A 25129-nucleotide genomic window follows, 5' to 3' on the forward strand; every position below is an offset into this window, starting at 1 on the left:
CCACGTCTACACCATCGACGCCGACTACAACGTCGGCCGGTGGAGCACCTGGGCCGAGATCCCCGGCGGCGCGGTCGCCACGTCCTGACCCGATCCTCCCCACACACACCGCCCGGCCCCTCCAGGGGCCGGGCGCACACACATTCCCAGGCCGCCGCCTCGACCTGCTGGCCCGTCCACGGCCGGGATCCGCGCTGCCCCGGGCCGGTGTGAAGCTCCCTGCTTGCCCGTCACTCGTGATCGCCGCTCACCATGGCAGTGGTGATAAGGCGGTAGTCGGCCCTCAGCTCGGTCGCGACGGCGGAAATGGTCTCGTCAGGGCCACAGCGGCCGAGAGCCGACGATCCCGGCCGGGGTGCCTACTCCTGGCAACCTTCCTGGGCCGCGAGCGCCGAGTGGTCGCGGCTTGACGACCTTGGCGGTCCCATGCCGTGACGCATGAGAGTACCCGGGATGGTGTTCGCTTCGCCTCGCTGTGCTTCGCGCGTGGGCGCGCGGACAGCCCGCCGGATCCTCCGGATCCGGCGGGCTGTCCGGCCTTTGGGGGAACGCCTCGGTCGAGCGGGCGGATGGCCCGGTCGTCGAGGGGATCAGAAGGTGGGGAAGGCGGGGAAGGTGCAGGTGGGGGCCGTGCCCGGGTTGTTGGTGGGCGTCACGGTGACACCGGAGCCGGACGGGTGGAGGTTGGTGTCGGCCGCGCTGATGTGGGCGTTGGCGGCGGTTGCCGTGGTGACGTCGAGGTTGAGGTGTTCCAGGGTCACCTGGAGCGGGTGGGCCGGGTCGAGTCCGACGAGGGTGGACTTGGCGCCGCTGGGAGAGTGAGTGGCGGTGACGCCGTCCACGGTGATGCCGGTGAACCAGGGGGTGTTGGAGCCGCTGCCGCCCGAGTAGTGGGTGTCGAAGACGAGCGGGGCGCGCACGGCGTCGAGGCAGGTGTTCAGGTAGCCGATGTCACTGACCTTGCCGCCGTTGGCGGGAGAGCTCTTGATCCGGATGCCGGCGCTGGAGCCGCTGGTGTTGCCGAGCGCGTCGGTGCCGGTGAGGGTGTTGTCGCGGAAGAGCACGTTGGTCACGCCGCTGCTGGTCTCGCTGCCGATCGAGATGCCGTGGGTGCCGTAGAAGTGGTTGCCGCTGACGGTGATGTTGCTGCTGGCCTTGTTGCCGCCCTTGATGGCGATGCCGTCGTCGCCGTCCATGATGAAGGAGTCGGTGATGGTGACGTTGGTGGCGCCGGCCGGGTCGATGCCGTCGGTGTTGCGGGCGGTGGCGGGGGTCTTGATGCGCACGCCCCAGGCGGTGAAGCCGTTGCCGCCGTTGTAGACCACGTGGAAGTTTGCCGAGTTGAGCAGGTCGACGTGGTAGAGCGTGAAGTTGTCGGAGTTGTCCGCCTGGATCAGGCGGGGGTTGTTCTGGTTCGAACCGGCCTTCTGGGCGTCGGTGGCGAGCTGCCACCAGCTGGTGCCCGTGTTCAGGATGGTCTGGTCGCCGCGGCCGTCGATCCGGCCCTGGCTGCCGTCGGCGGCGCGGATGGCCTCGATGCCGGCGTTGGCGCCCTCGACGTGGATCAGCGGCTTGCAGCCGCCGCTGGAGGAGGCGAGGGTGCCGCACTTGGGCTTTCCGGACTGCTGGTAGTCGGCGGGGTTGCGCGAGCCGTACAGGGTGACACCGCTGTCCAGCAGCAGCACTTCGCCCTGGTGGATGGTCAGTGGGCCGGTGAGGAATGCGGTGTGGGCGCCGTCGCCGGCTCGGAGGCGGACGGCGACGGTGTTCTGGCCGGTCTGGGCGCAGCCGTCCAGGGCCTTCTGGATCCGGGCGGTGTCGGGCGGGGTGGTCTCGGACGAGGCGTGCGTGGTCCGGGCGGTCATGGTCAGGGTGGCGGGCACGGCGGCGCAGGTGGTGGTGGGCGGGACCGGCTCGGTGACGTGCCGGGTGTCGCCGGTGGCCATACCGGCGGGAACCGGGGAGCCGGAGCCGGTCGAGGGGGCGTGGCCGACTGGGTTCCAGCCGTCGCTTCCGGCGAGGTAGGCGCGGGCGGTGAGGGCGGCGGCCTGCTCGGCGCTGAGCTGCGGGCTGTCGCCGCCCGTCTCGGCTCCCGCTCCGGCGCCCGGACCGGTGTTGCCGTACGAGCTCAGGCGCGCGGAGCGCCAGGAGAAGCCGCTCATGTCGGTCCAGGGGGTGGTGCTCTTGATCGCGGCTGGGAGCACCGTGTTGCGGATGACGACCTGGGCGACGGACGAGTCGGTCGGGTGCCAGGGCCTGCCGAGGTAGTAGGTGCTGTCCTTCGCGGTGGAGCGCACCGTGCTGTCGGTGATCAGCAGGCCGTACTTGTGCGAGGCGTCGGTGTTGGCAGCGGTGAGGAAGCCGTTGAGGCCGCCGGCGGGGGCGCCGTCGTCGTCGGCCTGGATGGTGGCGTGGTCGAGGACGGCGGTGGCGTTGCCGAAGATCATGTCGACGTCGCCCTCGACGTAGTCGCCGACGAAGTACTGGCGGGTCTGCGCGGTGGCGTTCGGTGACCAGGTGAGCAGGGTGTCCTGGTGGCCGATGATGCGGTCGTTGCGGAAGACCTGGCGGTCTCCTTCGGCGGCTACGGCGACGGCCTGGGTCGGGGTGCCGGGGTGTGCGGCCGCCCGGTCGAAGGAGTTCACGACGGTCAGGTTCTCGACCGTCAGTCCCGCGGCGGCGAACGTGGCCGTGGCGCTGCCCTCGGTACCGAGCTGGCCGCCGCCGGGCTTGGCACTGCCGGCCGAGTTGCCGTAGCTGATGACCACGTCGGCGGGGTTGCCGGTGGCGCCGGTGATGGTCATTCCGGTCTTGTCCACCGGTACGTGGACCACCTCGCGGTAGGTGCCTTTGGCTATCCGGATCCGGTCGCCGGGGCGTGCGGCGTCCACCGCGGCCTGCACGGTGCGGTACTTGCCGCCGTCGGAGGCCACCGTCAGCGTGCGGGCCTTCGCGGGCATGGCGGCCTGGGCGATCAGTGGAACGGCGGCGCCTACGACGGCGAGGGCGCCGGCGGTGGCGAGCACCCGGCGGGTCGCCGGCCGGCGGCGGTGGGAGGGGCGGTTCTGGTCTGGCAACGGCTCGTCCTTAGGGAGCAGCGGCCCGCAGGAGCGCGGGACCGATCACCCCTCAGTTGCCGCCGCGAGGCGATAGGTTGCCGCGCCCGCGCAAAATTCTTTTCCGGCAACCGCAGTTCCCTCGATGGCGGACGGTGTCAGTGCGAGAGAACGAAGCCGCCCCGTACCGCGGCGGCGGAGTCCTGGGCGTCCACCCGGTAGGTGTCGCCCTTCGGATCGCGCAAACCCGTGGCGTGGTTGTACTGGCCGGCGAAGACGTGCTGCCCCGGCGGCACGGTGCAGCCCGGCTTGAGAATCCAGCGGTAGACCAGTGCCCCACCCTGCTCCTCCTCGGTGACGGCGAAGCAGTCGGCGGGCACCGGTGATCACCACGGCCGGTCCTCCAGAGGTCCGGCTGGAAGGGCGCCGTGGTGGTGACGGGCGACGGCCTCCAACAGCGTCCGACGGGCCCGGCGCCAGCGGACGTCCTTGGTGCGGCCGGTGTCGGCGGCCCACTCGGGCAGTGGCCGGTCCTGCGCGGCGGTGGTGAGCCGGCGGCCGAGTTCGCCGATCGCGTGCTGCCAGTGGGCCAGCCGCCCGTACAGGCCGCGCACCAGCTCGTCGACGGCGTGGGCCGGATCGGTGCCGAAGACGCGGGCCTCGGCGGCGGTCTCGGCGAGGACGTCTTCGTCAAGGTCCTCGAAGGTGGCTACGTCCACGGGAATGGGTCCGCGTGAGGCACGTCTGCTGCTGCCGGACATGGACGGAGGGGTGAGCGCGGCGGTGTCGAGCCCGGCGGTGCAGCGGCCTGCTGTCAGGGCCGTCGGGTGGTGAGCGCGGTGCCGGGCGCTGCCGGGTGGCGCTGTTCCTGACGTCGGCCTGAGCTCCTGGTGCTGATCGTCCAGCTACTCGACTTTCCCTCCTGCCGGGCTTCTGTGCACTGGTAGTACGTATCGACTGAGCTCTTTCAGCGTTGCAGCTCCAGGGTGAGGACGGCCTTGGCCGCTGACGTAAGCCAGTTCGGGCTGCAGCGGGCATGGCGGAAGATCCGCCACCGTTTGAGTGTCGCCACGCCTCGTTCGACCGGGTACCGGAACCGGGCGTGGGCCCGGTTCAGCGATCTCTGGCCCGCGGTGAGCTCCTTGCCTGGCCTGCGTCTGGCCGGGACGGCGAACGTTCCGCCGGCGCCGGTGTAGGCCAGGTCGGCCAGGGCGGGAATGCGGAGTCTGACGCAGGTCCTCACCGAGCGGCCCGCCCGCGAGGTCACCGCCTTGGCCTGGAGCAGCGCGGACCGCTCTCCTCCGCCCGCGCCGAGGAGGAGCCGCCCTGGTCTCCCTCGCCGAGCAGGCGTTGCGCGAGCGGCCCGCCGATCCGGCCACCACCGAGGACAGTGCGGAGAGCCTGTCGGAGGCCCTGGTCGCTCGCCTGGAGGACGCCGGCCCGCCGGCCCGCCAGGTCTGGCTGCCCCCGCTGGCCACCCCGCCCAGCCTGGACCAACTGCTGCTCGGCGTCGTGCCCGACCCCGAGCGCGGCCTCGGCACCGCCGACCCTCGGCTGCGCGGCGCACTGCGGGTGCCGCTCGGCATGGTGGACCGCCCCTTCGAGCAGCTGCGCGACCTGCTGATGGCTGACCTCTCCGGCGCCGACGGTCACATCGGCGTCGCCGGCGCTCCGCAGACCGGCAAGTCCACCCTGCTGCGCAGCCTGATCCTCGCGCTGGACCTTCGACGAGGAGGCGTATGCGTCGATGCTCGAGGACGACCTCGCCAACTCGCTGCCCTTCCACCCCTACTTCGGGTCCGAGGACGAAGCGGCGAACGCGGCGACCGCGCGAGCCCTGCTGCCCGGCGTGGCGTGCCGGCTGGCCGCCGAGATCGCCACCTTCGCGAACACCGACGGCGACTTCAGCTCGCGGCGCGTGCTCAGGGACCTCCTCGCCCCCCTCGACGTCGACCCAGACCTCCTCGCACCCCCGGGAGCCCCCTCGTCCTGACCGTGTCACCACCCGAGCCCGGGACCGGACGGGCGACCTTGGCCCTCCAGGGCAAGTCGGGTGCAAGTGCCCTGCAACCGTGATCCGAAGACTGGGGGTCATGACTTCGAGCAACACGTCCCTCTCCCCCGTCCACCCCTATACCCGCGAGATGGCGATGATCCACCAGGTGTTCCGCCGCGAGTCGCGCCTGCTGGCCGAACTCGTCCAGGACGCGCAGCCCGGCGACACCGCCCGGTCCCGGATCCTCGCCGAGCACTGGCGGCAGTACGCCGTCGGCCTGCACGCCCACCACACCGGTGAGGACGAGGTGCTCTGGCCCGTACTGCTGCCCCACCTGGACCTCGACGCCGAGCAGGTCCTGGAGATGGAGGCGCAGCACCGCGAGCTGGACGAGGGGATCACCGCGGTCCAGGCGGTCATGGACCGGTGGCAGGTGCAGGCCCTGCGCGAGGACCGGGACGAGCTCGTCGAGGCGCTGCGCCGGCACCACCGGCAGCTGTGCGCCCACCTCGACGAGGAGGAGCGGGAGGTGATGCCGCTGGTCGCGCTCCACGTGAACGAGCGGCAGTGGCACGCGGTGGGTGAGCGGGGTCTGGCCGAGACGCCCCGGGACCGGCTGATGATCGCGCTGGGCGCGATCCTGGAGGACAGTTCGCCCGAGGAGCGCCGGGAGTTCCTCGGCCGGCTGCCCCTTCCGGCCCGGGTGCTGTGGAGGCTGCTGGGGCAGCGGCAGTACCGCCGTGAGACCGACCGGATCCGCGGCCGGCGCACCGGCGCCTGACGTTCCGTCGCCCGGCGACCGTCCCTCCCCGAAGCCCTCCTGCGGGTGCCCGTCACCGGGTGCCCGCCCTCACCGTACCGATCGAGGAACTCCCACCGATGCGCATCGGATTCTCCGTCCCCCAGTTCGGCCCGTTCGCCGATCCCGGCCGCAGTGCCGCGATGTGCGCGGCGCTGGAGGCGCTGGGCTGCCACAGTCTCTGGGTGGCCGACCGGCTCCTGGCCCCGCTCACCCCTCCCGACGGCTACGCCGGCGGGAAGCCGATGCCCGTCCGGTACGGCACCCACCTCGACCCGCTGCTCGCCCTGAGTGTGGCGGCCACGGCGACGGAGCGGGTGCGGCTGGGCAGCAGCACGCTCAACGCGCTGTGGCAGCCGCCCCTCGTGCTCGCCCGGGCGCTGACGACCCTCGACCTGATCAGCCGCGGGCGTCTGGACGTGGGCCTCGGGCTGGGCTGGATGCGTGAGGAGTACGAGGCCGCCGGTGTGCCCTGGAAGGAGCGCGGCGCACGGCTGGAGGAGACCCTCGACGTCCTGGAGGCGGTGTGGCGGTCCGAAACGGTGGTCCACACCGGCCGGCTGTGGACCGTCCCCGAGTCGACCGTCCTGCCCAAGCCCGTGCAGGGGCCGAGGCCGCCGATCCTGCTGGGCGGCTTCACCCCGCCCGCGCTGGAGCGGGTCGGCCGGCGCGCGGACGGCTGGCTCGCGGCCTCGATGCCGCTGCCGTACTTCGAGGGTCTCTGGGCGGTCGCAGTGGAGGCCGCCGAGCGGGCGGGGCGGGACCCGGCGGGGCTGCGCCGGGTGTTCCGGGTGAACCCCGAGGTCACGGCGGCGGAGGCGGATCCCTCGGAGGTCCACGAGCGCGGGACGGTGCGCCAGATCTGCGACCACCTGAGGGTGATGTGCCGGGCGGGGAACGACGAGGTGCTGGTGGACCTCCAGTTGACGACGGATTCGCCCGGGGAGTTCCTCGACCTGGCGGCGGCGTTCATGGCGGAACTGGCCGAGCCCGTCCCGGGCTGACCGCGCCGTCCCGCACCGGCCGGGCCGTCACCTCCCCGTGCCGGCCGAGCGCCGTCCTCTCCGCCACGTCGGCCGGGCCGAGCACCGACCGACGCGGGCAGGGCGCCGCTACGCGGACGCCGGCGGCAGCGCGTCCAGGCCTGCCCGCGCGGCGTCCGCCCAGTGGGGGGAGTCCCAGGCGGCCGCCACCTGCGCGGCTTCGAGGTAGTGCTGGCAGGCCTGTTCGGGGCGGTCCAGGAACCGGGCGAGGTCGCCCAGGCTCTGCGCGACGGGCCGAAAGACGATGCTCAGGCTGCTCGCGCCGCCCGCCAGAGCCCGCAGGGGCAGCAGGTCCCGGTACACCTCGTCGGCGGCCGCCCGGTCGTCCAGGGCGATGGCGGCCCGGCCGCGCAGCCCGGCCAGGACGGAGTAGGCGAAGTCGCGTCGGAGCGGCACCCGGCGGCCGAAGGCGTCCCGGGCGTCCTCGGTACGGCCCGCGGCCAGCAGCGCTAGAGCGGTCATGGCTTCGTTGAGCGGCTGGTACTGCTCCCACACCGCGAGGACCATCGCCAGCACCTCGTCCAGCCGGCCCTGCTGCAGCCGGATGCACCCGATGGCCAGGGCCGCCAGAGAGCTGAGGTCCACCGCTCCCCGTGCGCGCAGCTCCGCCACCGCCGACCCGAGGGCCTGTTCGGCGTCGTCGAAGCGGCCCTGGGCCATGGCGACCATGGCGCCGCGCAGCCTGGCCACCGCGAACGCGCCCTGGAGCTCGTACGTGCGGGCGATCTCGTCCGCGCGGACGAGGCACCGCTCCATCTCCGCCGGGTCGTTGCGGCCGGCGGCGATCCGGGCGGCGATGTAGCTCGTCATCCAGGAGTACTCGGGGCTGTCCTGGGCGGCGGCCACCTCGGCGAGTTCCCGGTGGAGCTCCAGGTAGGCGGCGGGCTCCAGTTCGCAGTCGACGCGGCGCAGCAGCGAGGAGAGCGTCAGGCCGCGCAGTCGGGGCTCGCCCACCGTCCGGGCGAGTTCGACGGCCTGGCGGGACACGGCCACGGCACGGGGGTCGGCGTCGTCGAGCGCGTCGGCCAGCTGGTCGAGGAGCAGGCACCGCTGCCGGTCGGCCAGGCCCGGGTTCTCCAGGAGCTTGCCGAGTTCCTCGACGGCCTCGGGGTCGAATGCGGCGTAGGCGCGCACGCGCCAGGGCGTCGGTTCGGTCCATGCCGTGTAGGCGGCGGTCAGCAGGTCGTTGCGGCCTTCCGCGCGGGCCACGCCGATGGCCTGCAGCTGTGCCTCGCGGGCGGGTACGACGGCGCCCATCCGGATCCGGCAGTCCACCAGCTGGCCCAGCAGTGCGACCCGCAGCAGGGTGGCGTCCTGGTCGGCGAAGGCGGCGGGGTGGTCGGTGAGCAGGCCGAGGGCCGCGTTCAGGAGGGCTTCGGCGTTCTGGGGGGCGTAGCGGCGCACGGCCTGTTCGCAGGCGAGCCGGGCGTGGTGAAGGGCGGGGGCGGCGTCGGCGGTCACGACCGCGGCCGCCCGCAGGAGGTGATGGGCGGTGGCGGCGACGTCGTCGGAGCCGAGGGCGATCAGGGACCTGCCGAGGCGGGAGTGCATCCGGGCCAGCCGCAGGCGGGTGAGGTCGCCCTCCAGGGAGTCCCGCACGAGGGCGTGGGTGAAGCGGACGGTGCCCGGGCGCGGTTCGGTGAGCAGTCCGGCGGTGACGCCGGCGTCCAGGGCGTCGAGGAGTTGGTCGGCGTCGCTGTCCGCCGCGTGGACGAGCAGGGCCACCGCGGCCTCGCGTCCGGCGACGGCCGCCAGCCGCAGCCCGGCGGTGACGGTCGGGGCGAGCAGGGCGAGGCGTCGCCGCAGCACGTCCTGGACGCCCTGCGGGACGCGGGCCAATGCCTGCTGCTCGCCCTCACCGGCCATCAGGAACGAGCTCTCGCGCAGGTAGAAGGGGTTTCCGCCGGCGCGTTCGGCCAGGGCCACGGCGGCGTGGTCGCTCATGCCGGCTGCGCCGCGGCGCAGCAGTTCGACGGCCTGGGCGTCGGACAGTCCGCAGAGGGCGAGCCGGAGCGGCGACCAGGCGGCCAGGCGTGCCAGGGCGCCGGTCAGGTCGCCCTCGCCGGTGCGGTAGGAGCCCACCAGGAGCAGCGGGACGTCGCGCAGTTGCTCGGCGCAGAGCAGGTAGAGCTCGATGCTCTCCTGGTCACCGCGGTGCAGGTCGTCCAGCACGATCGCCAGGGGGCGGCGCAGGGCCGTCTCGCGGAGCCAGCCGAGCAGTGCCTTGTGCAGTCGGAAGCGCCGGGCGGGGCTGCCGTCCGGTTGTCCGGTGTCGCTCGCGGTGCCGGGGGCCAGCAGCGGGGCGAGCTCATCGGCGTAGGGGCCGGGTGGTGCGGCCTGTGCCAGGGTGGGCAGCATGTCGAACCAGGCCCGGCCGGGCGGGGCGCCCTCGGTCTCCGGGCAGTGTCCGGTGCCGACCAGCCAGCCCTGTTCGGGCAGTTGACGGACGGCGGCCTCCAGGAGGCTGGATTTGCCGATGCCGGCCTCGCCGGAGACCAGGACGACCTGCGCGCGGCCGGCCCGGGCCCGGTCGGCCGCGGCGGCGAGCTCGGCGAGTTCGTCGTCGCGGCCGAGCAGCCGGTCGGCCGTCAGGACCGTCGGCGTCCGGCCCCCGTTCCGGCCCCCGTTCCGGCTCCCGGTCCCGCTGCGGCTCCCGACGGTGGCGACCGTGCCCCGTGTCGGCGCGAGGGCGGTGCCCGGCGCGGCGGGTGTGCCGGTCGCGCGGTGGAGGACGTCCAGGCGCTTGTGCAGCAGGGCCTGCTCCAGTTCCAGCAGTGCGGGCCCGGGCTCGACGCCGAGTTCCTCGCCGAGGACGTGCCGGGCCCGGCGCAGCGCGGCCAGCGCGTCGCCCTGGCGGTCGCGGGCCCACAGGGCCAGGGCAAGCAGCCGCCAGCCCTCCTCGTGCAGCGGCTGTTCCCGGGTCAGCGTGCCGGCGTCGGCGAGGGCCTGGGCGGCCTGGCCGCAGCCCAGCCGTGCGGCCGCGAGGCGTTCGCGGGCGGTGCGGTACACCTCCTCCAACCTGGCGCGTTCGCCGGCGGTCCACGGTTCGTCCGAGAACTCGGCGTACGGCTGTCCGCCCCACGAGGCGAGTGCGTCGGCGAGGCCTTCGGCGGCGGCGTGGGCGGGCAGTTCCGCCGCCGAGCAGGCCGCGACCCGGTCCTCGAACACCCAGGCGTCCACCGCGTCCTGCCCGACGGCGAGGGCGTAGCCGTAGGGGGCGCTGACCAGCAGCCGTGCGGGTGTGCGTGGTGCCCGGTCCGGTTCGAGGACGCGCCGCAGACGGGCGATGTAGGCGTGGAGCGAGGTCTGTGCGCTGGAGGGGACGCGCTCGGGCCACAACCGTTCGATGATCCGTTCCGTGGGCACGACCGCCCCGCGGGCGAGCAGCAGTTGGACCAGGACCATGCGGGCGAGCCGGCCGCCGGTATCGACCGTGCGGCCGTCGACCTCGACCCGGAACGGGCCGAGCACCTTCAATACGATCATGACGGGAACATCGTAGACGGCACGTGTGCTTCCCCTCGTAGCGTGGAGTCGTGACCCGACAAGGAGTTGAGGGTGGGGAAGCGACGCACGTACGACGCCGAGTTCCGTGAGGGGCCGTGCGGATCGTGCTGGAGACCGGGAAGCCGGCCGCGCAGGTGGCCCGGGACCTGGGAGTGCGCGAGGCCACACTCCAGAACTGGGTGCACGCCGCCCGCAAGGCCTCGGAGGCCGGGACGGGGCCGGTGGAGGAGTCCGAGCGCGAGGAGCTCGCGCGGCTGCGCGCGAAGGAGAAAGAGCAGGCCAAGCGCATCGTCGAGCTGACGGTCCGGCTGGCAGGGGTCTGTGCCCTGCGGGGCCGTGATGGTTGGTGAGCGTCCGGCGAACATCGGACGCCCCCGGGGCCCGGTCGGGCCGGACCGCGGTGATCCTCCGCCAGGCCTCCCCGGCCCGGCCGGACTGTCGACGCCGACCGGATCCGGCACCGTCCCCCTTGGCTGACCGATGCCCCACGGGCGGCCCCTGACGGCGGCCATCGTGCCCTGACGCGCCGTCCGGCCCCCAGGATTGCGGTCCGGCCCCGGGAGGCCGGGGAAGGGCCCTTCTCTGGCCTCCTGATGCAGCTCCCGGTGCAGTTCCTGCTGTGACTCCTGATGCGGCTCCTGATGCCGGCACCCCCGGCCCGGGCGCGGGGTGGCATCTGTGCAGCTCACAGGGCCCACCAAGGTGGCGGGAAAAGCCGACATCCCTCTCTACGCGCCCCTGTCCTCCTGGTGGTGGGGGTGGGGTGGTGGTGCGCTGCCGGGTCGGGGTGGCCTGCGGCGCTGGCTGGCGGGCCCTGCCCGGCGGCCTCGCGGCCTTCGTGGTCCCCGGCCGGGCCGCCGGGGACGGTCGTGTGGCCCCGTGTTCAGCAAGGTGGTGCGTCGTTGAACCCGGGCATGGATGAGTTCGGGTTCGGCCGGGTGGAGGTGCGCCCGGAGCTGGGCGCGGGGCCGCTCGGTTGTGTGGAGTGCGCGCGGACGTTGCTGATGTTCCGGGTGCTGGCCGGGCCGGGGGTGTCGGCGGCGCCGGGTGCGTGTCCGGTCTGCGGCACGATCACGAGCGATGTCGCCGCCCTGGTCGACGTGCCCGCGGTCGTCGACCTGCCCCTGCCCGGCGGCCCGGCCCGGCCCACCGGACGCCACCGCCGGACGTGACGCCGCCCATCCCGTCGACTGGTTGTCAGCGCTTCAAGGGCCCGGGCTGTTCGGCCGGGGGTTCGGCTCGTGGTTCGGTTCGGGGGTCCGGGGCGGGTTCGGTCCGTGGTTCGGTTCGGTCTCCGGCCGCCCCGGCCGGTCGAGGGCCGATTCCGCAGGCCAGCCAGGGGATGGAGGGAAACTCACCGTGCCGACTTACCTTCCTGGGCCTCTGCCTGGTTGTGGTTGTGGTGGGTGGGTTGGGGCGTTGGTCGGTGTGGTCGGGCGCTGCGCTGGGCCTTGCTTCCTCGTGTCCGGCTGGTGCCGGCCGCTCGCGTGGCGGGGGTGTGCGGGTTGGTGTCGCTTGGGTTCCGGTGGCCCGGGGATGACAAGGCGGACTGGCAGGGGCGGGCCGCGGGCCTCGCCGCGGGCGGCGGGGGTGGGGCACCATCGAGCCGTGCGGGTGCCCCGTCGGGCTCATCGTGTCCGTTGTACGGCCTGGTCGCAGCGGGGGCACACGTGCGGGAGGAGGTAGGGCGGGTACCAGCGTGAGCCGGGTCCGGGCGGCTGGTACGGGTTCATGATCATGCCGGTGGTGTCAAGGCCGCAGGCCGTCGTCGGCAGCGGGTCGCCGGGTGCGTCCGGGTCGGTGCCGGCCGCGTGCGCGACCATCTGGTCCGCCTGATCCGGGTGCTCGATGACGACGAGGATGCCCACTACCCCACCCTGCGGCCGGAATCGGCCGGAGCGCATCCGGGGTGCCTGCCTGCCGTCTGGGTCGCTCGGGTCGCTGCCCAGCCCGCCAGGGGTGTGACCTGATGGTGTTTCGGGGGTGTTTTGGTCGGTTGGGTGGTCCGCTGGTCGGTCCCGGGGTGGTGTCCGGGGCGGTCTGGCCGGGCGGGGTCGTTGCCTGGTTCTGTTCACGTTCCGTGTTCGTCGCACCCCGCGTAGGCCCCGTGTGGGGTGGGTTCCGGGCCCGGGGAATGGCTACGGGAATTCTGGAGTGTTTTTGGGGTGTTTTTTCGCCTGCTATTCCGGTGGTATTTCCCGGGTCTCCCGGGCCCGTCCTCGGCGCTTGCGCCGTCCGTTCTCGACGTGCCCGCCCGCCGCCCTCCCGGTCCCCTGCTTGGCGCTCGTGCCGCCCGGTCCGTCGCGCTGATTTAGCCCGGCGCAGCCGGGGCCCCGTCCGCTCATTCCGCCGCGCCGTCCCTGCCCGCCCGCCGCCCCGCCCCGGCGCTGTCCGTTCTCGACGTGCCCGCCTGGCCCGGCTGCGCCGCTTTGGCCCGGCGCAGCCGGGGCCCGCGCCGACACCCTCGTCGTCCTGGCCGCCCCGCCCCGCGCCCGCCTGCCCCGCTCGTCGCCCGCCCGGCCGACCCGCCCCTCCCTGCCCCGGGCGTCGGTGCCGCCGTTCGGTTCTGCTCGCCGTGCCCGGGGGTGGGACAGGGCAGAGGGGCTGGGACTGTCCCACCCTGTTTCCCCAGGTGACAGTGCCTCACCCGTGGCCTGGGACGTTGGGACACCGCCCCGCCGTGCTGCCCCGCCAGCCGGCCCGCTCGGTGACCTCGGCGCCCCGCCCCGGCCCGGGCCCCGCCGCCCGGCGCTCCGGTGCCGCCCCGGCCCGGCCGTCCTGCCCGCCGTCGCCGCCTCCCGGCCGACGTCCTCGACGGCCTGGCCGCCGTCCTCGGCGCGCACCGCGCCGGCACTCCCCGCCCCGGCCCCTCCCGGGGGCCGCGGGCCCCGGCCCCCGGCCGGGCGGTGCCTGTCGCGCTCCCTGTCGGCCCCGGGGGTGCTGTCGCGTCGTTTCCCAGCACGGATGCCCCCGATCCCGCCTCTCGCCCCCGCATCGCGACAGCACGACACCACCACCCCTCGCCGAAGGCCCGGCACCGCCCCGGCGCAGCCGGGCCCGCCCCCGGCACAGCCCTTGCCCACATCCCGCCCCCGCCGCAGGCCCGCCTCCACCACCCCGAACCCACCACCTCCCAGGGGAGCCGCAGGCGACCCCCCACCGAAGGCCCGCCCCTTTCTCCGGAATTCCCGGACGGTGCTGCGCCTAGTTCATGGGCAGCGCTGCACCCGACGCTGCGCCCTGTTCTGTGCGGTGCTGTGACCGTGTTTTCCGGTGGTGTGGTGGATGAGGAAGGTTCACCGACGCGTGGCCGGTTATTGGGGGCGGGATTGGTGGTGTTCGGGTTGAGGAGTTCCGGACCGGTGGAAGGGCCGGTTCTGGTGTCGTATCAGGGAGTTTGGGGGCGGGTAAAATTGGGCCTGCTCCGACAGTTCACGGTGCGAGGTTCGCCGACCCGCAGTCAATCGGGGGCTGTGCCCGTATTCGGCGCGCTCCGGTGAGGGATTCCGGGAGGCGGTCTCGTATGCCCGGCAAGGGGCCGTGCCGGTGACATCCCGGTGCGGTTCTCCCGGTGACACCCCAGCGCGTTTCCAGGGCCCGCGCTGCGCCTCTCCCGGGCCCGCCGGGGCGGTGGTGACCGTCCCGCCCGGCGCAGCCGTCCGGGGGCGCCCCTGTCCCGCCCCGGTGCCGTGCTGCGCCCCGGCGACTGCGACACCCGCGCCGCGCCGGCACTGCCGCTAATGATCGGCGTTTGGCTTTCACTGGGCTCGGCGTGGTTGCTCACCAGCTCGGTGTGATGTGTTGTGGCTGGTGACGGGCTGTTTCGGGGTGGGGTGTGGTGAACGGTGGGGCCGGGACCGTGGTGAAGCGTTCCGCTGTAGCGCGGTGAAAGGCCGACGCCGGTCGTTATCACGGGGTCGGCACGTGGTTCTGCTGCCTGTGCCGGGCAGGCGCGGGTTGTCAGGTGGTCCAGCAGTACAGGCGGTCGCCGTGTTCGATGCTGCGCGCCAGCTGGGCGAGGGACTCCAGGATTGCCTTGGCAGTGTCCTGGTCGATCGTGGCGCCTTCCGATGCCTGTTGCTCCACCCAGAGCCGGCTGGTCTGGAGGAGCTGGGAATGATCAGTGTCGGCGAGGGCTGCCTGGAGCGTGCGGGAGGCGGCGAGGATGACGGGCCCCTGGCCGTCATCGGGGTCGGCGACGGTTTCGGGCTCGCCATCATCGAGGAGGTTGTCGAAGCTCCGGTCGGTCAGGAGACTCTCCCACACGATCATGGCCTCCTCGGGATCGAAGTTGCCCCATGTCCGTGATTCGAAGATCCCGTCAGGGCCGGGTCCGACGACCGTGGCTGCGGCCTCGTGGGTTGGTGCAGCGAAGTACTTGATGATGACGCTCACCGGGGCATGGTTGCGTGTCCGGGCGTCTTTGGTCTATCCGGCATCGTGTGCCGAGTTGGCCGGTGAACGTTCCGGGCCGAAGCCCAGGTCGATGCTGGGGTGACGGCTCCGAGGTTCGGCGTCCGGTGAAACATCGGCGGCGGAGGTTCCCTTCGATCGTGTGCTGTCGTGCGGCGTGTCGGGATGTGTCCAGGCGTTGGGGGACAGCCTGCTGCCGACAGCGAGTCCGCCGAGGTCAGCGGACTCGTGCCCTTCAGCAGTTTGGGGGTGTGGTGGTAGTTCCTGATTCGCTCGGGCCGGTGCCGGACCGGGAAGCCGTGGTGGCCCGGTTGATGGATCTGGACGGCCGGGGCGAGCTGACCACGGCTCATGTGCGTCTTGTCGCCTTGTCTGTCGGGGTGACTGTGCGGGCGGTGTGGTACTGGATCGCCGCAGCACGTAAGGAAGGCCGGTACTCGCCGCGCCCCCGCGCGCAACTGACCGTCACCCCGGAAATCCGGCGCCTGCTGGCTCTCTGGGGAGGCAATGTCTCGGCTGTCCACCGTGAACTGCTGTCGCGTGCAGCGGATGACCCTGATGCAACGCCGGTGCTGTCGCTGTCGGCTCTGCAACGGGCGGTGCGCAGGGATCTGTCGGTGGGGGAGCGGGCGGGTCTGCGAGGCGGGGAGGCGGCCCGGCGGGCGCATGACGTGTTCGGGAAACGGCCCGCAGCCTGGAGGAACGCGTGCTGGGAGGGCGATCACAAGCACGTGCCGGTGCAGGTCGATGTCGAGGGCGAGCTGGCGTGTCCGTGGATCACCTGGTTCATCGACTGCGCGACCAAGATGATCACCGGGGTGGCGGTGACGCCGCACGCCCCGTCCAGGGACGCGGTGCTGGCCGCGCTGCGTACCTCGATCACCCGCACCGAACCGTTCGGACCCGTGGGCGGCCTGCCCGCCCTGGTACGCGTCGACCGGGGCAAGGAGTTCTTGTGCACCACGGTGACCGCCGCGCTTGGTGCGTTCGCCGTCCCTGTGCACGACCTGCCGGCCTACAGCCCGCACTTGAAGGGCACGGTCGAGGCGCTGAACGACGCAGTGGAGGAGATGTTCCTCGTCTCCCTCCCGCGCTACACCCACCGCCAAAGGCTCACCGGAGGCAGGCTCGCCGATCCGGACGCGCCACCGCTGACGTTCGCCGCGTTCGTCGCGCTGCTCCTGGAGTGGGTGCGCTGGTGGAACACCGAGCACCACCCGTCCGGCCTGGGCGGCCGCACCCCCACCGAAGCGTGGAACGCGGACCCGACGCCGCTGCGCGACGTCCCACCCGAGCACCTGGCGTTCTTCGCCCTGGAGGACGACGGCCGCACCCGCACGATCACCACGAACGGCATCTCTTGGCGAGGCCGCCCCTACGTCGCCCCGTGGATGGTCGGCCACACCGGCACGAAAGTCCGCCTGCGCCACCTTCCGCACCACGACGGCGAGATCGAGGTCTTCGACGCGTCCACCGGCCACCACCTCGGCGCCGCTCATCTCGCGGAGCAGGCGAGCCCGGAACAGGTCCGTGCTCTGCGAGCGGCCCGTACCGCCGCCGCCCGCCGGCTGCGTGCGGACCTGAAGGCCGCGGAGAAGCTGCGCCGCCGGCGGTTCGCCGCCGCGACCACCCCGGCCCCGCCGCGGCCGCTCGGCACCCTGACCGCAGCCGAGGCTGACGCCGAGCTCGCGGCCGCCGACGGCCGGGACCTCCAGGCGCTGGCCCTGCCCGGTCTGCTCCCGCACGCCCCGGTCCCGGACGGATGGGTCCTGCCCCGCACCACCGCACCCGCCGGGCCCGAGCGCGCTGACGGCGACCCAGCGGCCCCAGCAGCGCCGGCCTGAACCGCACCGCACGGCCGCAGCCCGCACACACCGCAGTCGCAACCCGTTTCCGCCAACGGCCGGTTCAAGCCCCGCCGACCGCTTCGGCCCGGCCGGCCGGGCCATAGCCCCTCTCGGACCGCCGGCCCCGCCTGCCGGTCCGTTCCCCTCTCTTGAGCCCTGTAGGAGCCCGCCGTGACCACCGCACCCGCTGTTCGTCCCGGCATGCTGCCGCCGGAGCGCGCCGATCACTACCTGCACCTGGAAGGCGCCTGCACGGTCGCCACCGAGGCGCTGCGCACCGCCCGGGACAACATCGCCGCCACCCTGGAGGCCCGCGCGATGATGTGCATCACGGGCGCGGCCGGCAACGGCAAGTCCCTGTCAGTGAACGCCTCGCTGCGCCTGCTCGCACCGCACAACTCCTACCGGATCGCCTTCCGGGCCCGCCCCACCCCACGCGACATCCGCCACGAGCTCTTCCGCGCCCTGGGACTGCCCGGCGAGCCTCCCGCACGCCCGATCGAGTTCGACGCCGTCCTCAAAGACGCCCTGGCCCGCGGCTTCCACGTCCTGGTCTGCGACGAGGCCCAGTGGATGTCCAGGGAGTGCTTCGAGTACTGGCGATACCTGTGGGACGACCCCGCAACCGACATCGCCGTCGTCTTCGCCGGCGGCGACGACTGCGCCAAGGTGCTGCGCCGCGAGCCGATGCTCGCCTCCCGCGTATACATCTGGCAGCAGGCTCACCCGCTCACCCTGCCCGAGGTCCTGGCCACCATCCCTGCCTTCCACCCGCTGTGGGACGGCGTCGACCCCGATCTGATCGCCCTGGTCGACAAACAGGCCGCGCACGGCAATTTCCGCGAATGGGCCCGCATCACCAAACTCGCCACCGACGGCCTGGCCGCCCAGGGCCGCAGCCACATCGACGAACAGCTGCTGTGCCAGGTCTACGCCCGCATCGGCATCAAGACGTGAACCCGCGCCCGGTGCCCGGTATCACCCTGGCTCTCGACCCGAGCGACGACGCGGCCTGCACCAGGGCGGCGCTGGCCGCTCACGACCCCGCTGCCGGCCGCGTCACCGTGCACCCGACCCCGGGCACCACCCGCGCCGACGACCTCGCCCTCGACCTCCTCGCCGCCCTCGGCAAGCCCTACACGCCACCCGGCCCCTGGAGCAGAGCCCCCGGCCGGCTGTGGGCGGCCGCGACAGCCTGGATCCTCACCGCCTCCGTCCGGCACTTGACCGTCCTGCGGGCCCACCTCCTCGCCCCGACAACCTGGCGCCTCCTGCTGGACCTGCAGCAGCGCACCGGCATCCACCTGACCGTCGTCTGCCACCGAACCACTCCACCCGCCCTCACCGCGGCCCTGCACGCGACCGCGCACACGACCACCACCGGCCTGCCCCCGCACGCCCTGCCCGGCCCCCAGCCGAGCGCGCCGCTGCCGCCCATCCCGCGCGCCTCCAGCCTCGGCTGGCTGACCATCCCGGCCCTGGCCCGCCTCGCCCTGTCGGACATCCCCGAACCCCTCTGCACCTGCTCCCCGGCCCCCGCCAGCAGCGACCGCCTGCCACTGCCGCCGCCCGACCGCCTCCTCAACGAAGCCACCGAGCGCATCCACCGTCTCGCCCACCCCCAACACGCCGCAGCCCTCGCCACCGCCCTCGTCACCGGAGCGCCCTTCCACCACCTCGCGACCGCCACCCCGGCCGACTACCACCACGGACAAGCCACCCTCACCCTCCACGCCCCGCGCCACGGCCGAACCCCCGCCCGCTGCGCCACCTACGAACTCCCGCCCTGGGCCCGTCCCTTGCTGGACACCGCCACCCAGTACCTGAACCTCACCACCGCCGGCACCCGCCTCCTCGCCCCGCCCGAACACGCCCTGGCACCCCTGCTGCAGAACGCCGAACACTGCCGACTGCGCCCACCCCAACACCCCCACCCCGCCAAGCGCCCAGCCCGCTACGCCTTCCCCGCGGCACTGCCGGACGGCCCCGACTGGACGGCCTTCGTCGACGTCCCCGACGTGCCCCCACACGTGGCCGGCACGGCCCACCGGCGCCGCCGGCTCCAAGAAGAGGGCACGCGCTGGCGCGAGTGGGAACGCATGTACACCGCAGCAGCCGCCTTCCACGCCCAGCACCACCACATGGACCCCACCGACCCCGACCATGACGGCGCCCTGATGGCCTGGATCGTCCGGCAACGCCACCTCAAGAGCCGTGGCGAACTCGCCCCCGCCCGCATCACCGAACTCGACGCACTCGACATGATCTGGTCGAAGAATGCAGGCGCCTGGGAACGCGGCCACGCCTACGCCCGCGCCTGGGCGGCCCGCACCGGCCACCTCGCCATCCCCGCCAAGGAAACGCTGGACGGCTACGCCATCGGCGCCTGGATGCGCCGCCAGCGCAAGGCCGCCAGCCTGACCGACCACCAGCACCACGCCCTGGACACCCTCGACTCGCTCTGGCAGCTGGAGCCAGACTGGAACCGCTCCTACCGCCGCCTCACCGCCTACCTCGCCGAAGGCGGCAGCCTCATCGGCCCGGTCAACCGCACCGGCCACGTGAACGACCCCCACTTCCGCCCCGGATCCTGGCTACGCAAGCAGAACCGCCTCGCCGCCACCGGCGCACACACCGTCCAACAGACCGCGCTGCTCGATGCCCTCGGAGCCTGGCAGACGGCCATCCCGCCGCAACCCCACTGACGAACGACGGAAGACGACCCGCAGCTGCGACGGCTCGCCCAACAGAGCTCCACGGCTGTGCCACCACGCCTGAACCGACCACTGGGCCCCATTGTCAGAGCCGGGTGGCAGGCTGGCCGGGTGATCAGTCAAAAGCTGGCCGTGCAGTGCCTGGCCGAGGAGATGCGTGGCTGCCTGGTCCCGATGGTGCCCGAGCAGTTCCGGCGCAAGCGATTCGCCGAGCACGATTTCGTCTTCTTCGGGCATGTACCGGTGCGGGCCCACAAGCTCGCCAACCGGTGGCAGTTCGACGAATCCGAGGTCCGCGCGGCCGGGCGCACGATCGCCGCGCTGCCCTGGGATCCTGACGACCTCGTCGACCCACGACCGCACGGTCCCGGCAAGCCCAAGCCGACGGCACCTGTTCGCACGGGCTGGAGAGAACAGATCCGTAACTGGACCGACCACGCGGGCTTCGATACGCGGATGGAGAACGGCTGCCCGTGCGGGACATCTTTCTGCCAGCGACGCTCCGAGGGGTGGGCACTTCCCTGCGGCCTGACCCCCGAAGCTCTGCTCCAGCGCTGTGCCAACCACTCCATCGCCTGCGTGCTTCCTGTGCCCACGCTGGTCTGGTCGCACGACACGTGGCTGATCCCCCGCACCCTCACGCTCGTCCTCGACCAGTGGGAGGAGGCCGAGACCGCACTGGCCGCTGACAGCCGCGTCTGTGGCACCTGCGGCGCGCACAGCACGGACTCGACCTGGCACACATCCACCACCAACGGCTGGAAGGTGCTCTGCCCCGCCTGCGCCGCCGCGGGCCTGCGCCGTTACCGGCAGGAACTGGCGGGAACCCCCTACGCGGGCGTACGAGAACGCGGACCGCGGGCCGAGGACTTCCTGTGCGCGATCTGCGAACCGGCCCGACCCGCAGCCGCCTGGGACCACTGCCACGAGCACGGCCTGATCCGCGGGCCCCTGTGCGGCAGCTGCAACACCATGGAAGGCCAAGGCAAGGAGTTCCTCGCCCGCAACGGCAGCGTGCAGCACCTCCTGAACTGCAACGGCTGCCGTACCCACCGCACCCTGCCACCCCACCACAGACTCGCCGCACTGCGCCGCCACCTTCACCTCGAACGCGGTCTTCAGGGATGCGATGTGCCGATGCACATGTGCGTGTCGGTCACCGAGGTCGCCGACAGCGGATATGAATGCACGGTCCGCTGTTTCGGGCAGAGAAGCTCTTCCTGCCTACGTCTGACGGCGGCTGAGGCAGAGCACATCCTGGCCCGGGCAGTCGAGTCCGGGGTGCTTTGAGCGCCAGGGCACGAACAGGTCTGCACGGCAAAGGACTTGGGCCCGCTGCTGCCTGCCCCGTACCTCTTGATCAGGGTGTCCAGGGTGGCGAGGGGGTGCCGTCCGGTTCCAGTCCGTAGCGCCACGGGGTGGTGGTGAGAAGTTTGCCGGCGTTGGCGGCGTTCAGGTACAGCTCTGCTGCGCCCGTGGCGTCGCCTGCTGCGGTGTGCAGTGCTGCCAGCTCGTTCAGCAGGGAGGGGTCGGTGCCGGCAGCGTTGAGGAACTCCCGCTCGACAGTCTGCAGATTCCGGGGTGATTGGTTGAGCTCAGAGAGGTAAATCGCGGCGGCCTCGTCGCCTGCGGCGGCGGCGTCGCGGAAGGCTTGTGCGGCGCCTTCCGTGTCTCCGGCCGCGTTTCGGAGAATGCCGAGATCAACCTGCGCGCGCGGGCCGATGTGGCCAAGCGTGTCCCGGTATATCTGTTCGGCTCCTGCCGGATCGCCCGAGGCCGCCCGAAGCCGCGCCAGGTGGAACGCGGAGTACAGATGGCCGCCGTCCAGCTTGGCTTGGAAGATGCGCTCCGCACCCTCTAGGTTTCCGACGCCTTCCCAGAAGAAAGCCAAGGCGAAATCGGCGTGCTCGATGCCCGCTTCGACGGCAGCGAGGTACGTCTGTTCGGCGCCAGCGATATCCCCGAGCTCTTCCTGCACGTTGCCCAGGAGGTCGAGGGCGGCGTGCTGGCCGTCCGCTACCGCCTCGCGATACAGCTGTTCGGCTCCCCGCAGATCTCCGATCTCGAAGTGAACGTCGGCCAGGTGGAGTCTGACATCGCTGCCGAGTTCCTCCGCTCGCTGGAACAGCCCGTAGGCGATGCGGAAGCGGCGCCGGTCCGCGGCGGCATGGGCGAGAACCTCCAGATCACCGAGTTCGGTGAGATGGCTGTGGGCGGCGTGCCAGAAGGAGGCGGGCGGGCACAGCCGTTCGCGGTAGCGGTGGCCATGTTGCTCAAGGTAGTCAGCGAGGCGGAACGCCGACTCCGCAGCCGGGCCGTGCGCAGGCGCGGTTCCTGGGCTGCCTGGCTGGTGGCGAGCGGGGCGAGCGTTGGCACGGCGCAGGGGGGCCTGTTTGCCGTGGACGGGGTGGGCGAGGTCGGCGTAGGCGGCTTCGGCCCAGTTGTCGGTGAGCTGGTCCCAGTCGTGGTCGGTGAGGTAGTCGGTGGCGGCTTCGGTGAGGAAGGCCTGGGGGAGGTGGAGGCCGACGCCCAGGCGGCGGGCGTCCATCGCGGCTTCCAGCAGAGCCCGGGCCGCAGGGCTACCGTGCCGGTAGCGGCGCAGGAGTTCGGGGGCACCGGCGAGGTCCTGTGCCACCCGGCCGTGGGCGGCGGCACGGGTGAGTGCGTCGGCCAACAGCGCGTCGCCGCGCGCGGCCAGGGCTGCGGCGGCGTCGAGCGCGTCGCGGTCGAACGTCTCGGGGACGTCCACGATGCGGCCGGCCAGCAGCTCGCGGACCCTGCTGTGGGGATCCGGAGCACCCGGGTCGGGGAGCTTGGCGTACTCGTCGGCGTACTCCCGCCACAGCGTGCCCAGAATCAGTACCGGGCCCCGGGCGGGGTCGGTCAGCAGGCCGTGGAGCGCGGCGGCGATGCGCTCCCCGTACCGGACATCACCGAGGTAGTGCTGGGCCTCGTTCAGCCACACCACGGTGTGCGGACCCACCCGTTCGAGGTCCGCGAGCGCGGCTTCAGCCCGAGTGGGGTCGAACGGGTGCCACAGCGTCCAGCCGTCCTCGGCGAGCGGCCGGACGGCCTCCCAGCACGCACGGGTCTTGCCGGTCGACGACGAGCCGACCAGCACGACCATCCGGCTGCGGCCCCCGGCGGCTTCGGCCACCTCCGTACCAAGCTCGCGGTCATGCGCGCGGGGGACGTACCCGGGCAACGCACCAGGGGTGCCGGCCCGCTGCGCGCTGCCCCGGTCGGTCCCGGCCGGGTGGACCTCAAGATCGAGCGGGTCCCACTGCCTGATCGGCTTGCCGGGCCGGCCGCGTTCCGCGGTCTCGTGGCCGCCCGCGGCGGGCTGGGGGTGGATGTGCACGGTCGTGGCCTGGATCAGATTCCCGTTCACGGTGCTGCCGTCGACCCGGTTGCGGGTGTGGAACCCGCCAGAGTCCCGAGACGGAGCATCAGAACGAGCCCCGGGGCTACTGGGACCAGCCGGGCGAGCTCGCCGCTGCCTTGGCACGCCCGCCTGCCCGTCTGTGCTTTCCTGCGTCATCCGCCGTCCCCGGGTTGCGCGTTGGCCGTTGTCCATCATCCCCGGCCCCGAAGCGCGACGACACCGATTCCGCCAAGCCGCCGACCTGCTCCGGCCGGGATGAGCCGCCCGAACGGCGCGCTGAGCGGACTGGCGGTCCGGCCGACGGCCTGGTGGCCTGGTGACCACCGGTGAGGATGCCCACTACCCCATCCTGCGGCCGGAATCGGCCGGAGTGCATCCGGGTCGGCTGCCTGCTGCCTGGGTCGCTCGGGTCGCTGCCCGGCGCCCGGGTGTGACCTGGTGGTGTTTCGGGGGTGTTTTGGTCGGTTGGGTGGTCCGGTGGTCGGTCCTGAGTGGTGTTCGGGGGTGGTGTGGGGGTGGTGGCTGCTGCCTGGTGTTGTTCACGTTCCGTGTTCGTCGCACCCCGCGTAGGCCCCGTGTGGGGTGGTTCCGGGTCCGGGGAATGGTCACGGGAATTCAGGGGTGTTTTCGGGGTGTTTTTTTGCCTGCTATTCCGGTGGTATTTCCCGGGCCGCCCGGGTCCCCTTCCTCGGCGCTTGCGCTGCCCGGTCCGTCGCGCTGCTTTGGTCCGGCGCAGCCGGGGCCCCCGCCCGCTCGTTCCGCCGCGCCGTCCCTGCCCGCTGCGCCGCGCCGTCCCTGCGCGCCCGCCGCTCCGCGCGGTCCGTCGCGCTGCTTTGGCCCGGCGCAGCCGGGGCTCGCGCCGTCTCCGCTCGTCGTCCTGGCCGCCCGGCCCGCTCCCGCGCGTCGGCACCGCGGCGCCCCTGGCCCCCTGCCCGTCCCGCTCGCCGCCGTCCAGCCCCCGCCCGGCCGGCCTTGCTGCGCTTGCTGGTGGTGTCCTTGCCCCCGGGGGTGGGGTGGGACTGTCCCACCCCGGTTCCCCAGGTGGCAGTGCCTTGCCCGTGGCCTGGGACGTTGGGACACCGTCCCGCAGTGCTGCCCCGCTACCCGGCCCGCTCGGTGACCTCGGCGCCCCGGCCCGGGCCCCGCCGCCCCGGCGCTCCGGTGCCGCCCCGGCCCGGCCGTCCTGCCCGCCGTCGCCGCCTCCCGGCCGACGTCCTCGACGGCCTGGCCGTCGTCCTCGGCGCGCACCGCGCCGGCCCGCTCACCACCCCCGCGGGGAGCCGCAGGCGACCCCACCCCTACCCCACGGTGACGCCGCAGGCGACACCCCCAACCCCCGCCAAGGGGCCGCCAGGCCCCGACCCCCTCGCCGAAGGCCCGCACCCATTTCCTCGAATTCTCGGACGGTGCTGCGCTCCCGTGGTGGCCCTGTGCTGCGCCCTGTTCTGTGTGGTGTTGTGACCGTGTTTCTGGTGGTGTGGTGGCTGAGATAGGTTCACCGACGCGTGGCCGGTTATTGTGGGCGGGATTTGTGCTGTTAGGGGTGAGGAGTTCCGGACCGGTGGAAGGCCCGGTTCTGGTGTCGTATCAGGGAGTTCCGAGGACGGGAACTCGTGCCTGCTCGGGAAGTTCACGGTGCGGGGTTCGCCGACCCGTAATCAACCGCGCCTGTGCCCGGATTCGAAGCGCCCCGGAACGGCATTTTTCCGGAGACGGTCCCGCGTGCCCGGCAAGGGGCCGTGCCGGTGGCAGCCCGGTGCGGTTCTGCCGGTGACACCCCAGCGCGTTTCCAGGGCCCGCGCTGCGCCCCTTCCGGGCCCGCCGGGGCGGTGGTGACCGTCCCGCCCGGCGCAGCCGTCCGGAGGCGCTCCCCGGCCCTGTCCGGCCTCAGTGCCGTGCTGCGCCCCGGCGACTGCGGCACCCGCACCGCGCCGGCACCGACCGCCGCGACGTCGCCGGGGCGCAGCCCCGACGCCCCGCCAGGGGCGCCCCCGGCCCGGGGTTTAGTGCTGTCCCGGGGAATTCACGCCATATCGTCAACGGGCCTCACGCCGGATACCCGCCTCCCCGTCAGGGGAGAGCCTTTCACCGGCAATTCGCGCCACATCGTCAACGGCCCCTCATGGCGGGCCGCAGGCCCGTGCCAACCACACCAAACCTGAGGCCCCGCCAGGGGCCGCCCCACACCCACCAATTCGCCGCAGGCGAATCAGCCCCAGCCACCCCGCCCGGCGCAGCCGGGCCCCGAGGCGCAGCCTCGGGCAAAACTACCCACGGTGACGCCGCCAGGCGGCACCCCCGCACCTGGCGGTGCGTCAGCACCGCCGCAGGGCCGCCAGGCCCTGCTTAAGCCGCAGGCTTCCGCCCCC

Annotated in this window: 18 protein-coding genes; 9 read left to right on the top strand and 9 right to left on the bottom strand. The window is 72.9% G+C overall.

The genetic code is table 11. The features are described 5' to 3' along the window. Positions 1–590 precede the first annotated feature (590 nt). The 5 genes from ABT048_RS39670 to ABT048_RS39690 form a co-directional block, all read right to left on the bottom strand. Positions 591–3077: a pectinesterase family protein gene (locus ABT048_RS39670; RefSeq protein ID WP_350526510.1), complete on the bottom strand. Its 2487-nt coding sequence runs from the start codon at positions 3075–3077 to the stop codon at positions 591–593. A 137-nt stretch (positions 3078–3214) separates the two neighbouring features. Further along, positions 3215–3436, bottom strand: a complete 222-nt coding sequence (locus ABT048_RS39675; protein WP_350526511.1) for a hypothetical protein — start codon at positions 3434–3436, stop codon at positions 3215–3217. 6 nt (positions 3437–3442) lie between these two features. Next, entirely contained in the window at positions 3443–3775 is a 333-nt protein-coding gene (locus tag ABT048_RS39680; protein ID WP_350526512.1) for a hypothetical protein, read from the bottom strand. A 248-nt stretch (positions 3776–4023) separates the two neighbouring features. After that, entirely contained in the window at positions 4024–4323 is a 300-nt protein-coding gene (locus ABT048_RS39685) for a transposase family protein (RefSeq protein ID WP_350526513.1), read from the bottom strand. Beyond that, positions 4320–4709, bottom strand: coding sequence for a hypothetical protein (locus ABT048_RS39690; RefSeq protein ID WP_350526527.1), 390 nt, complete (start codon positions 4707–4709; stop codon positions 4320–4322). Before ABT048_RS39690 ends, ABT048_RS39685 begins: the two co-directional genes overlap by 4 nt. Between ABT048_RS39690 and ABT048_RS39695 the strand changes: the two genes are divergently transcribed. The 3 genes from ABT048_RS39695 (at position 4680) to ABT048_RS39705 (ending at position 6855) form a co-directional block, all read left to right on the top strand. Continuing rightward, entirely contained in the window at positions 4680–5132 is a 453-nt protein-coding gene (locus ABT048_RS39695; protein ID WP_350526526.1) for an FtsK/SpoIIIE domain-containing protein, read from the top strand. The two genes, ABT048_RS39690 and ABT048_RS39695, sit on opposite strands and share 30 nt — an antisense overlap. A gap of 17 nt (positions 5133–5149) precedes the next feature. Beyond that, the gene (locus ABT048_RS39700; protein WP_350526514.1) at positions 5150–5833 is read left to right on the top strand and encodes a hemerythrin domain-containing protein; all 684 of its coding nucleotides are present in this window, start codon (positions 5150–5152) and stop codon (positions 5831–5833) included. A 98-nt stretch (positions 5834–5931) separates the two neighbouring features. Then, positions 5932–6855, top strand: a complete 924-nt coding sequence (locus tag ABT048_RS39705; RefSeq protein ID WP_350526515.1) for a TIGR03619 family F420-dependent LLM class oxidoreductase — start codon at positions 5932–5934, stop codon at positions 6853–6855. A 108-nt stretch (positions 6856–6963) separates the two neighbouring features. Here the strand turns inward: ABT048_RS39705 and ABT048_RS39710 are convergent, their stop codons facing one another. Then, positions 6964–10380, bottom strand: coding sequence for an ATP-binding protein (locus ABT048_RS39710; RefSeq protein ID WP_350526516.1), 3417 nt, complete (start codon positions 10378–10380; stop codon positions 6964–6966). 116 nt (positions 10381–10496) lie between these two features. On the opposite strand from ABT048_RS39710, the gene ABT048_RS39715 reads away from it, so the two are divergent. Both ABT048_RS39715 and ABT048_RS39720 read left to right on the top strand, forming a co-directional pair. Next, positions 10497–10751, top strand: a complete 255-nt coding sequence (locus ABT048_RS39715; protein ID WP_350526517.1) for a transposase — start codon at positions 10497–10499, stop codon at positions 10749–10751. Positions 10752–11315: 564 nt separating this feature from the next. Next, a complete protein-coding gene (locus ABT048_RS39720) occupies positions 11316–11573 on the top strand; it encodes a hypothetical protein (protein WP_350526518.1) in 258 nt (85 codons plus the stop codon). A 456-nt stretch (positions 11574–12029) separates the two neighbouring features. Here ABT048_RS39720 and ABT048_RS39725 read toward each other — a convergent pair whose 3' ends face one another. Together ABT048_RS39725 and ABT048_RS39730 are read right to left on the bottom strand one after the other, a co-directional pair. Further along, positions 12030–12269, bottom strand: a complete 240-nt coding sequence (locus ABT048_RS39725) for a hypothetical protein (protein WP_350526519.1) — start codon at positions 12267–12269, stop codon at positions 12030–12032. A 2092-nt stretch (positions 12270–14361) separates the two neighbouring features. Continuing rightward, positions 14362–14796: a hypothetical protein gene (locus ABT048_RS39730; RefSeq protein ID WP_350526520.1), complete on the bottom strand. Its 435-nt coding sequence runs from the start codon at positions 14794–14796 to the stop codon at positions 14362–14364. A gap of 332 nt (positions 14797–15128) precedes the next feature. Between ABT048_RS39730 and ABT048_RS39735 the strand changes: the two genes are divergently transcribed. The 4 genes from ABT048_RS39735 (at position 15129) to ABT048_RS39750 (ending at position 20665) form a co-directional block, all read left to right on the top strand. Further along, positions 15129–16658 carry a TnsB C-terminal domain-containing protein gene (locus ABT048_RS39735; protein ID WP_502894134.1) on the top strand — a complete coding sequence of 510 codons (1530 nt, stop codon included), beginning with the start codon at positions 15129–15131 and terminating at the stop codon, positions 16656–16658. A 174-nt stretch (positions 16659–16832) separates the two neighbouring features. Beyond that, positions 16833–17618 (top strand): ATP-binding protein, encoded by a 786-nt coding sequence (locus ABT048_RS39740; RefSeq protein ID WP_350526522.1) that lies wholly within the window; start codon positions 16833–16835, stop codon positions 17616–17618. A gap of 11 nt (positions 17619–17629) precedes the next feature. Further along, positions 17630–19366 carry a helicase associated domain-containing protein gene (locus tag ABT048_RS39745; protein ID WP_350526523.1) on the top strand — a complete coding sequence of 579 codons (1737 nt, stop codon included), beginning with the start codon at positions 17630–17632 and terminating at the stop codon, positions 19364–19366. Positions 19367–19486: 120 nt separating this feature from the next. Then, positions 19487–20665, top strand: a complete 1179-nt coding sequence (locus ABT048_RS39750) for an endonuclease domain-containing protein (protein ID WP_350526524.1) — start codon at positions 19487–19489, stop codon at positions 20663–20665. A 70-nt stretch (positions 20666–20735) separates the two neighbouring features. Here the strand turns inward: ABT048_RS39750 and ABT048_RS39755 are convergent, their stop codons facing one another. Continuing rightward, positions 20736–22766: a tetratricopeptide repeat protein gene (locus ABT048_RS39755; protein WP_350526525.1), complete on the bottom strand. Its 2031-nt coding sequence runs from the start codon at positions 22764–22766 to the stop codon at positions 20736–20738. Positions 22767–25129 lie beyond the last annotated feature (2363 nt).

This window comes from Kitasatospora sp. NPDC096140, assembly GCF_040303045.1.
Taxonomy (GTDB): Bacteria; Actinomycetota; Actinomycetes; order Streptomycetales; family Streptomycetaceae; genus Kitasatospora.